The sequence below is a fragment of the Corallococcus sp. CA053C genome (assembly GCF_003611675.1).
Classification (GTDB): Bacteria; Myxococcota; Myxococcia; order Myxococcales; family Myxococcaceae; genus Corallococcus.
Genome location: NZ_RAWA01000364.1, coordinates 1 through 10,004 on the forward strand (window position 1 = coordinate 1; position 10,004 = coordinate 10,004).

Genomic DNA, 10,004 nt, shown 5'->3' on the forward strand with positions numbered 1-10,004 from the left:
GGGTGGCCGTTCACTGCGGACGGGCGGAGAGGGGTGGGGATGTGGCATGACGGGCCGGCGTTTCACGTCAGTCCATTTGTGGAGGAAGCCCCTTTGAGAATCCCCGCGCTCACCGTCGTGGCGGCGCTCGCCGCGACGGGTTGCTCCAACGGCAGCATCACCCAGAACCGCGAGGCCCAGGCCCGCATCGCCGCCAACGCGGCGAAGACCCAGCTGGCGCCCTTCAAGGGCTCCGAGCCGCTGGCGGGGACGCCGGACGCGTTCAAGGCCCTGTGCAAGGCGGACCTGGAGCGCGCCCAGGCGCAGGTGGTCGCGCTGAAGAAGCTGGACGCGAAGACGAACGGGCAGGCGGTGCTCAAGGCGTACGACGAGGCGCAGACGGCGCTCATCAACGCGTCCAACCGCTCCGGCCTCACGCACGAGGTGCACCCGGACGCCGCCATGCGCGACGCGTCCCGCGAGTGCGAGCAGCAGGTGGACGCGGCCAACGTGGCGCTGTCCCAGGACCGCGGCGTCTATGACGCGCTGTCGCTGGTGGACCTGTCCAAGTCGGACGAAGCCACGCGCCACTGGGTGGACCGCGCGCTGCTGGACTTCCGCCGCGTGGGCGTGGACCGCGACGAGCCCACGCGCCAGCAGGTGAAGGCGCTCAACGACGAGATCCTCAAGCTGGGCCAGCAGTTCGGGCAGAACATCGCCGAGGACATCCGCACCGTGGCCTTCGCGCCCAAGGAGCTGGACGGGCTGCCGGAGGACTACAAGAAGGCGCACGCGCCGGGCGCGGACGGCAAGGTGGTCATCAGCAGCAACTACCCGGACTACTTCCCGTTCATGACGTACGCGAAGAACGCCAAGGCGCGCGAGAAGCTGTGGCGCGCGTACCGGCAGCGCGCGTTCCCGAAGAACCAGGAGGTGCTCACCCAGCTCATCGCGAAGCGCAACGAGCTGGCCACGCTGCTGGGGTACGCCAACTGGGCGGCCTTCACCACCGAGACGCGGATGACGCGCACGCAGCAGGCGGCCGCGGACTTCATCGACCAGCTGGCGCAGGCGACGGAGGCCCGCGCGAAGAAGGAGATGGCGGAGCTGCTGGCGCGCAAGAAGAAGGACGTGAAGGGCGCCACCGTGGTGGAGCCGTGGGACCAGGACTACTACGAGGACCGGGTGCGCGCGGAGCGCTTCGGCTACGACTCGCAGGCGGTGCGGCCCTACCTGGAGTACGCGCGGGTGAAGGACGGCGTGATGGCCATCACCTCCAGCCTCTGGGGCGTGGTCTTCCAGCCGGTGAAGGACGTGAAGACGTGGCACGCGGACGTGGAGGCATACGACGTCCTGGAGGGCGGCAAGCCCCTGGGCCGCATCTTCCTGGACATGCACCCGCGCAACGACAAGTACAAGCACGCGGCGCAGTTCGACCTGATCACCGGTGAAGCCGACAAGCGGCTGCCGGAGGGCGTGCTGGTGTGCAACTTCCCGCGCCCCGGCGACCTGATGACGCACGACGAGGTGGGGACGTTCTTCCACGAGTTCGGTCACCTGATGCACACCATCTTCTCCGGGCACCAGAAGTGGACGCCCATCTCCGGCATCTCCACCGAGCGCGACTTCGTGGAGACGCCGTCCATGCTGCTCCAGGAGTGGGCGCAGCAGCCGGAGGTGCTCAAGAGCTTCGCCAGGCACCACGAGACGAACGAGCCCATCCCCGCGGAGCTGGTGGAGAAGCTGCGCGCGTCGAAGGAGTTCGGCACGGGCCTGTGGGCGCGCCGCCAGCTGTTCCTGTCCGCGGTCAGCCTCCAGTACTACTCGCGCGCGCCGGGCTTCGACACGGCCGCCGTGCTGTCGGAGCTGCAGAAGAAGCTCAGCCCCTTCCGCCACGAGTTCCGCGACGGCACGCACTTCGAGCTCGCGTTCGGACACCTGGATGGGTACTCGGCCGCGTACTACACGTACCTCTGGTCCTCCGTCATCGCGAAGGACCTGGAGTCCGAGTTCCAGAAGAACGGCTACCTGGACCGCGACACCGCGCTGAAGTACCGCCACACCGTGCTGGATCCGGGCGGCTCCAAGCCCGCCGCGGAGCTGGTGCAGGACTTCCTCGGCCGGCCGTATGCCTTCGAGGCCTTCCGCGCCTACCTGGATGGCACCGCCGCGAAGACGACGGACACCGCGAAGGACACGAAGTAGCCGTCGCCTGACAGGGCACGCGGCACGGTGGCGCGCTTCGCCACCGTGTCGCGCTCGCTTCACCCCTTCGGGGAACTTCTCTTCTCCTCCCGGGCCCGCGTCGTCCCTCATCCCCACCCCGGGGATGGAGCCCGCCGTCCAGCCGTCATCACCCGGCGACTGGAGAGGCTTTTGCTTGAAGCGCGCTCACCTGCGGCCTCGCGTGTGAAGGCCCGGTGGAGGAGCGCGCGACGTGAGGGCTCGGGGTTGGAGATGGACGGGGGTGGCCCTCGCGGGGGTGCTGCTCGCGGGCTGCGACGCGTCCCTCCCGAAGGCCCGGGTGCTGCCCGGTCCCACGGATCCGGATGGCACGCCGGTGGATCCGCTGGACGCCGCGTGTCGCGGCCAGCCGCGGGACCCGGGCCGCGTCACCCTGCACCGCCTCAACCGCGCCGAGTACGACAACACCGTGCGCGACCTGCTGGGCGACACCCGTGCGCCCGCGCAGGACTTCCCCCCGGACGACCACGGCTTCGGCTTCGACAACAACGCGGACGTGCTCAGCATGTCCCCGCTGTTGATGGAGAAGTATTCGCACGCGGCGCAGCAACTGGTGGAGGCCGCGTGGGCGAAGGGCACGCTGCGCACCTGCGAACTGGACCCCGCCACGCCGGAGCCCTGCGCACGCGCCCTGCTCCAGGACTTCGCCCGTCGCGCGTGGCGACGGCCGGTGACGCCGGGTGAGGTGGACACCCTGGTGCGCTTCGTCGCGGTGGCGAAGCAGCACGGGGATGCGCCGGAGGTGGGCGTGAAGCTGGCGCTGCGCTCGGTGCTGGTGTCGCCGAACTTCCTCTTCCGCGTGGAGTTGGACCCTGCGCCCACGTCCACCGCGCCGCATCCCGTGAGCGACACGGAGCTGGCGAGCCGCCTGTCCTACTTCCTCTGGAGCAGCATGCCGGACGAAGCGCTGCTGAAGGCCGCGGAGGCCGGCCAGCTGCACGAGCCCGCGGTGCTGGAGGCGCAGGTGCGGCGCATGCTGGCGGACCCCAGGGCCCGGGCACTGGTGGACAACTTCGCCGGGCAGTGGCTCTACACGCGCGCGCTCGACTTCGCCCAGCCGGAGCCGCGCTACGGCTTCGACGAGCCGCTGCGCCAGGCGATGCGCCAGGAGATGAAGCTGCTGTTCCAGGAGTTCATCACCGGGGACCACCGGCTCAAGGACCTGCTGGACGCGGACTTCACCTACGTGAACGACCGGCTGGCGGCGCACTACGGGCTGCCTCCCGTGGGCACCGACGCGATGACGCGCGTGAGCCTGGAGGGCCACCCGGAGCGCGCGGGCCTCTTCGGCAAGGGCGCGCTGCTCACCGTCACCGCCAACGCGGATCGCACCTCGCCGGTGAAGCGCGGGGTGTGGGTGCTGGAGCAGCTGTTGTGCAAGGGCCCGCCCCCGCCGCCGCCCGACGCGGGCGGGCTGGCCCCGTCTGTCGACCCCACGCTCAACATCAAGGAGCGCATGCGGCAGCACCGCGCGGACCCCACGTGCGCGGGGTGCCACACGCTGATGGATCCGCTGGGCTTCGGCATGGAGAACTTTGATCCGGTGGGCCGCTGGCGCGTGAAGGAGGAGGGCGGCGCGGTGGTGGACCCCAGCGGAGAGCTGCCCGGTGGGAAGACCTTCACGGGCGTGGTGGAGCTGCGCGCCGTCGTGAAGCAGGACCCAGACCTGTCCGCGTGCATGACGCGCCACCTGCTGTCCTACGCGCTCGGCCGGGGCGCGGAGGACGCGGACCGTTGCACCGTGCGCGCCATCTCGAAGGAGGCCGAGTCGCACGGCGGCCGCCTCGCCGACTACCTGCTCGCCATCGTCCGCAGCGACGCGTTCCTGCAACGGCGGGGCGAGTCCCCCGGAGGAACGAAGCCATGAGCCGCCCCCCCGTCCTGTCCCGCCGGACCCTGCTGCGTGGCGTGGGCGCGCTGATGGCGCTGCCCCTGCTGGACGTCATGCGCCCCGGCGTGGCGCGCGCCGCGCCTCCCGCGCCGCGCCGCTTCGCCGTCTTCTACACGCCCTGCGGCATCCACATGCCGAAGTGGACACCCACGACGGTGGGCACGAACTGGGCCCTGACGCCCACGCTCGCATCGCTGGCGCCGGTGAAGGACGACCTGCTGGTGCTGAGCGGACTGAACAACCTTCCGGGGAAGCCGGACGGCGATGGCCACCACGCCGCCGCGACGGCCGCGTTCCTGAGCTGCGTGAAGGCGTTCAAGACGGAGGGCTCCAACATCCGCACCGGCGTCTCCATGGATCAGGTGCTGGCGCGCACCGTGGGCAAGGCCACGCGCTTCGCGTCGCTGGAGCTGGGCATCGACGCGGGCAAGGGCATTGGCAACTGCGACTCCGGCTATGCGTGCCCGTACGCGAACAACATCGCCTGGGCGGGGCCGTCCACGCCGGTGCCCAAGGAGACGAAGCCCCGGGCCGCGTTCGACCGGCTCTTCGCGGACTTCGACCCCACCGCCAGCCAGGCGGAGCTGGCGAAGCGGCGCGCGTATGGCCTGAGCATCATCGACGCCGTGCGCGACGACGCGAAGGCGCTCCAGGGACGGCTGGGCACCACGGACCGGCGCAAGCTGGACGAGTACTTCACCGGCGTGCGCGAGCTGGAGCTGCGCGTCAACGCGATGGAGGGCACCGGCCCCACGTGCGGCGCGGTCGCACCGCCCGCGGACACCGAGGACATCCGCGAGAAGACGAAGGCGATGATGGACCTCATCGTGCTCGCGTTCCAATGCGACCTCACCCGCACGTGCACCTTCATGCTGGGCAACGCGCGCAGCCAGCGCGTGTATTCGTTCCTGGGGCTCTCCGGCGAACACCACGCCTACTCGCACCACCAGAAGGCCCAGGCCAACTACGACGCGCTGGCGAAGATCGACAAGTGGGAGGTGGAGCAGTACGCGTACCTCCTCCAGCGCCTCAAGGGCGTGCAGGAGGAGGGCGGGACGCTGCTGGACCACAGCGCCGTGTACTTCTCCAGCGAGGTCGCGGACGGCAACATGCACGAGCACAAGAACCTGCCCATCCTGCTGGCGGGACGCGCGGGCGGAGCGCTCTCCCCCGGACGGCACGTGCGCTACGAGGGCGTCCCCCTGGCCAACCTGTACACCTCCCTGCTGCGCATCTTCGGCGTGCCCACGAACACCTTCGGGGACGACGGCACGGGACCCCTGCCCGGCCTGGACGGGTAGCGTGCGCCCAGGCGCGTTCACTTGTCGCTGCGCGGCGGGCCGCGACGCGGGATGATTCCGCGCATGGCTCTTCCTGTGTTCCGCCGCGGGCTCGCCGTGTTGCTGCTGACCCCGTGGCTCGGCTGTGTCCCCAGTACGCAGTCCTCGCGTCCCGTCTCCGCGTCCACGAAGCGGTCCGCGGCCAACGCCGCCGCGCGCAAGATGCCCGCGCCCACCCCGACGCCCACGCCGTCGGATGGCACCCGCAAGCCCGTGCCGTCCGCCGCCGACCTGAAGCGCGACATGGTGACGGCGCACAACCAGGCGCGGGCCCGCGCCTCGCGTCCCACGCCGAAGCCCGCGCTGCCGGCGCTGGTGTGGTCCGACGAGGCCGCGCGCAAGGCGGAGGCCTACGCGAAGGAGTGCCGCTTCGAGCACAACCCGGACCGGGGCACCTTCGGGGAGAACCTGGCCGCCGCGACGCCGGACACGTGGACCACCGCGCAGGTGGTGAAGAGCTGGGCGGACGAGTCCGCGGACTACGACCCCGCGAGCGGCAAGTGCGCGCCCGGGAAGATGTGCGGCCACTACACGCAGGTGGTGTGGCGCACCACGCAGGCGGTGGGCTGCGCGACGCGGCTGTGCACGAAGAACTCGCCTTTCGGCTCGAACGTGGGCACGTGGCAGCTCTGGGTGTGCAACTACGCGCCGCCGGGCAACTGGGTGGGCCAGAAGCCCTACTGAGCCGCGAGCGTGATGACCTCGATGCCGTCCGCCGTGCCCACCGCGAAGCGGCGGTTCGCGGGGTCCATCGCGAACGGCGGCGAGGCCGGCAGGTGGTGGCGGATGCTGCTCAGCGCCAGGCCCGTGGACAGGTCCGGCCAGCGCTGCACGACGCGGCCCGTGGCGCGCTCCACCAGCTTCGGGTGCTGGTGGAAGTCCACGACGTGCTCCGTGCCCACGACCATCAGCGGGCCCGCGGGCTCCTCCAGCGGCACCTCCGACAGCAGCTTCCGCTCCGCGAGCGAGTACGTGCCCAGGTAGAAGGTGTCGCCCTCACGGGACTCGTCCACGCGGACGAAGACGAGCGTGTCACGCGCACCGAAGGTCCCGGACAGGAAGAAGAGGCCCTGCTCCACGCCGTCCATCAGGTCGGCCCGGTCCAGCGCGGCGGGGTCCTCCAGCGCGCGGGACACGTCCACCACCGACATCGCGTCCACCGGGTGCCAGATCCACCCCGCGCTCGACAGGTAGCGCCCGTCCGGGCTGAACTGGAGCCGCGAGTGGAAGAAGTCCACCGGATCATTCGTGCGCTTCGTGAGGCGCTCGCCCGTCGCGGCGTCCTCCAGCTCCAGCACGCAGTAGGACTCCGGACAGTGGGCCAGCAGCGTGCGGCCGCTCGGGAGCGTGTGCAGGGCGACGGGGTAGTCGTAGACGTTCGCCTGGTAGAAGTCGCGCTGGAGCTGGCGCACCACGCGGGTGCCTTCGAGCAGCAGCCCCGTCGTCCCGAGCGATTCGTACAGGACGCTGTAGCGGCCGTCCGGCGACATCACCGCGCGGTCGAAGCGGAAGGCGAAGCGCACGTGCGGGTCGAAGCAGGTGCCGTCCAGGTGGTAGCGCACGCCGCCGTCCACCGGATCCACGAGCGCATCGCCGCTCCAGCACAGGGAGGTCACGGCGGAGCGCGTCTTCAGGGTCTGTCTCTGGAAATCCATGGCCGCCGGGACGGCCACCGCCGGGCGCCCCTGACACGGGGGGCCCGGAGGCTCCGAGGCTCGGAGATGCTCAGCCTGGAAGCATCGTCAGCAGCTGCCGCGCCTGCTCCTTCAGCTCCTTGTCGTCGCCCTTCAGGACCCGCTGCACGTGATAGCGCGCCCGGTCCGGGTCGCTCACCCGATGGGCCAGCGCCAGGTTGAAGTGCGTGGACGGATCCTTCGGGTGCGCCTGCACCACGGGGGTGAGGACGCGCACGGCGAGCGCCGGCCCCTCGCCCGGGACGTGGTCCAGGTAGTGCACCGCGAGGTCGTTGGGGGCGCCCGTCTCCGTGGGCGCCATCGCCACGGCCTCCTCCAGCAGCGCGCGCACCCGGCCGCGCTGGCCCGCGACATCCAGCGCCCGCGCGAGCTGCCGGCGGGCCTCCACCGAGCCGGGCTCGCGACGGAGCACCTCCTCGAAGAGGGGCAGCGCGTCCGCCAGCTTGCCGGCGAGCATCGCGGCCATGGCGTGCATGCCGAGAAAGCGGGGGTCATCCGGCGCCAGCTCGCGCAGCTTCACGGCGGCGGCCAGGGCGTTCTGCGTCAGCCCGCCGAGCAGCGACAGGTTGAAGACCTCTTCCCAGAGGAACGCGTCATCCGGCGCCAGCGTCAGCCCGTCGCGCAGCTCCTGCAGGGCAAGCCCCAGGTCGCCGGTCTCCAGGTACGCCCGCGAGCGCTCCCACTGCGCGCGGTAGGACTCCTTCACCATCATCACCCTCCGCCGGGCCGAGCCTCCGCCGGAGGACCCCCGGATGGGACGCTCAGCCCCGGAACATCTTGTGGAACAGCCGCATGAACATGCCCGACTTGGGCGCGCTCTCCGGGCGACCGGACTGCTGGTGCTGGGCGTTCGCCTGGAGGTCCAGCTTCATCTTCAGCTTCTTCAGGTCGGGGTCGATGGAAAAGGTGCTGAACTCATCGTTCCCTTCCAGGGCCGTCTGGACCTTGCGCGCGCGGGATTCGTCTTGGCTCATGTCGCGTCTCTCCTGACTGGACAGCCGACCCTAGCACAGCGCGGCAGGCCGCCCTCCATCGCAGCATCCGACTGCTGTCCGCTTGCTCGCACACCCACCCGCGCGCGGATAATCCAACCCATGCGCCGCCTCTTCTCCTTCCGTCCCCTGTCCGCTGCCGCCCTGCTCACGCCGCTCCTCCTGGTCGCCTGCATCCCTGACGGGGATACGCCGGATGACACCGTGGACGCGGGCCTCGACGCCGGTGCCACGAGCGACGCGGGCACGACCTCCGACGCGGGGCCGGTGGGGCCCACGCAGTTCGCCACCGACATGCTGGAGGCCCACAACGCGGCCCGGGCCAGCGCCCTGCCGCAGCCGTCCCCCGCCCTGGCCCCGCTCACCTGGGACGCCACCGTGGCGGCGGTCGCGCAGGGGTGGGCGGACAACTGCAGCTTCGAGCACAACCCGAACCGGGGGAACGCGGGCGAGAACATCGCCGCCGCCACACCGGACTACCAGACGACGAAGGGCGCGGTGAAGGGCTGGGTGGACGAGGCGAAGGACTACGACTACGCGAAGAACACCTGCGCGACGAGCAAGGTCTGCGGCCACTACACGCAGGTGGTGTGGCGCAACAGCACCCGCCTGGGCTGCGCGGTGAAGCGCTGCACGACGGGTTCGCCCTTCGGAGGGGGGAACGCCGCGTGGGACTTCTGGGTGTGCAACTACGCGCCGCCGGGCAACTACGTGGGCCAGCGGCCCTACTGACGCAGGCGCCTGCGTCAACGCTTGAGGGTGCGCGCGAGGAACGCGGACGTCTCCGCCCAGGCCGCCGAGGCGGAGCGTTCGTCGTAGCGCCCGCCGGAGGGGTTGGCGAAGGCGTGGTCCGCGTCGTACTCGAGGATGCGGCTGCGCACGCCCGCGTCCTCCAGCGCCTTCTCGAAGGCGCGCACCGTCTCCGGCGGGATGGACTTGTCCTTCGTGCCGAAGATGCCCAGCACCTGCGCCTTGATGGTGGAGAGCTGCTGGGCGTCCGTCACCGGGTGGCCGTAGTAGAGGACCGCCGCGCTCAACTCCGGCACCGCCATCGCGGTGCGCAGGGACCAGCCACCGCCGAAGCACCAGCCGATGCTGCCCGTGCGCGGGGCCTGGATGCGCGGGTCGCTCTTGAGGAACGCGTGCGCGGCCAGCAGCGTCTTCGTCGCCTGTTCGGGATCCACCGCCTTCACGAGCGCGAGCGCTTCATCCGGGTTCGTGCCCACCTTGCCGCCGTACAGGTCCACCGCGAGCGCGGCGTAGCCCTCGGCCGCCAGCCGGTCCGTCCAGTGCTGCACGTGCTCGTTGAGGCCCCACCACTCGTGGATGACGATGATGCCCGGCAGGGGGCCCTTCGCGTTCTCCGGCAGGCTCAGGTACGCCTTCGCGCCGCCGGGCAGCTCGATCTCCTGGCCCTTGCGAGCAGGGGCCGCGTCCGTGCGCAGGGTGTGCAGGGCCTTGAACTCCTCCTCGGAGACGGCGCCCGTGGCGGACGGCGTAATCGCCACCTCCGCCGGCTTGCCCGTCGCGCAGGCGCCCAACATCACCGCCGCCGCCAGCACCCACGTGAGCCTCTTCATGTCCGGCCTCATCGTCGTCGCGTCCTTTCGGGGCCCGGAGCTTCGGCGGGCCCGTTGCGTGCTCACGCGCGGGCGTAGCGCGGTGGGGACGGGGGCGCCAGCGCGTTCCCGTTCCGGTGTCCCCCTGGAACGCGAAGAGGGCCGGCGCGAGGGAGGGTGTCCCCCACGTCCGGCCCTCGTCTCCGTCGCTCCCGTCATCGTGATGCGGGAGCGATGGGTGCGGCGGTGATTACTTCGTCGCGGGCGGGGGCGGCGTCTTCGCCGGGGTCTTGCCGGGCGCCGGG

Annotated in this window: 9 protein-coding genes; 5 read left to right on the top strand and 4 right to left on the bottom strand. The window is 71.1% G+C overall.

From position 1 onward, the window contains the following. Positions 1-39: 39 nt before the first annotated feature. From D7V97_RS33555 to D7V97_RS33570, 4 genes are all read left to right on the top strand, one after another. On the top strand, positions 40-2,184 hold the full coding sequence (locus D7V97_RS33555; RefSeq protein WP_199729024.1) for a M3 family metallopeptidase: 2,145 nt from the start codon (positions 40-42) through the stop codon (positions 2,182-2,184). Between the two features lie 262 nt (positions 2,185-2,446). Next, positions 2,447-4,090, top strand: a complete 1,644-nt coding sequence (locus D7V97_RS33560) for a DUF1592 domain-containing protein (RefSeq protein ID WP_233583384.1) — start codon at positions 2,447-2,449, stop codon at positions 4,088-4,090. Then, a complete protein-coding gene (locus D7V97_RS33565; RefSeq protein ID WP_120614696.1) occupies positions 4,087-5,415 on the top strand; it encodes a DUF1552 domain-containing protein in 1,329 nt (442 codons plus the stop codon). The genes D7V97_RS33560 and D7V97_RS33565 overlap by 4 nt, the downstream gene beginning before the upstream one ends. 63 nt (positions 5,416-5,478) lie before the next feature. Beyond that, complete coding sequence (locus tag D7V97_RS33570; RefSeq protein WP_233583385.1) at positions 5,479-6,138, top strand: CAP domain-containing protein; 660 nt, start codon at positions 5,479-5,481, stop codon at positions 6,136-6,138. Here D7V97_RS33570 and D7V97_RS33575 read toward each other — a convergent pair. From D7V97_RS33575 to D7V97_RS33585, 3 genes are all read right to left on the bottom strand, one after another. Continuing rightward, entirely contained in the window at positions 6,132-7,109 is a 978-nt protein-coding gene (locus tag D7V97_RS33575) for a hypothetical protein (RefSeq protein ID WP_120614703.1), read from the bottom strand. The two genes, D7V97_RS33570 and D7V97_RS33575, sit on opposite strands and share 7 nt — an antisense overlap. Positions 7,110-7,179: 70 nt before the next feature. Continuing rightward, positions 7,180-7,860, bottom strand: a complete 681-nt coding sequence (locus tag D7V97_RS33580; protein WP_120614698.1) for a tetratricopeptide repeat protein — start codon at positions 7,858-7,860, stop codon at positions 7,180-7,182. A gap of 49 nt (positions 7,861-7,909) precedes the next feature. Further along, entirely contained in the window at positions 7,910-8,122 is a 213-nt protein-coding gene (locus D7V97_RS33585) for a hypothetical protein (protein WP_120614699.1), read from the bottom strand. A 120-nt stretch (positions 8,123-8,242) separates the two neighbouring features. On the opposite strand from D7V97_RS33585, the gene D7V97_RS33590 reads away from it, so the two are divergent. Continuing rightward, the gene (locus D7V97_RS33590; RefSeq protein WP_120614700.1) at positions 8,243-8,872 is read left to right on the top strand and encodes a CAP domain-containing protein; all 630 of its coding nucleotides are present in this window, start codon (positions 8,243-8,245) and stop codon (positions 8,870-8,872) included. 14 nt (positions 8,873-8,886) lie between these two features. On the opposite strand, the gene D7V97_RS33595 is transcribed toward D7V97_RS33590, so the two are convergent. Beyond that, complete coding sequence (locus D7V97_RS33595; protein WP_120614701.1) at positions 8,887-9,720, bottom strand: dienelactone hydrolase family protein; 834 nt, start codon at positions 9,718-9,720, stop codon at positions 8,887-8,889. Positions 9,721-10,004: the final 284 nt, after the last annotated feature.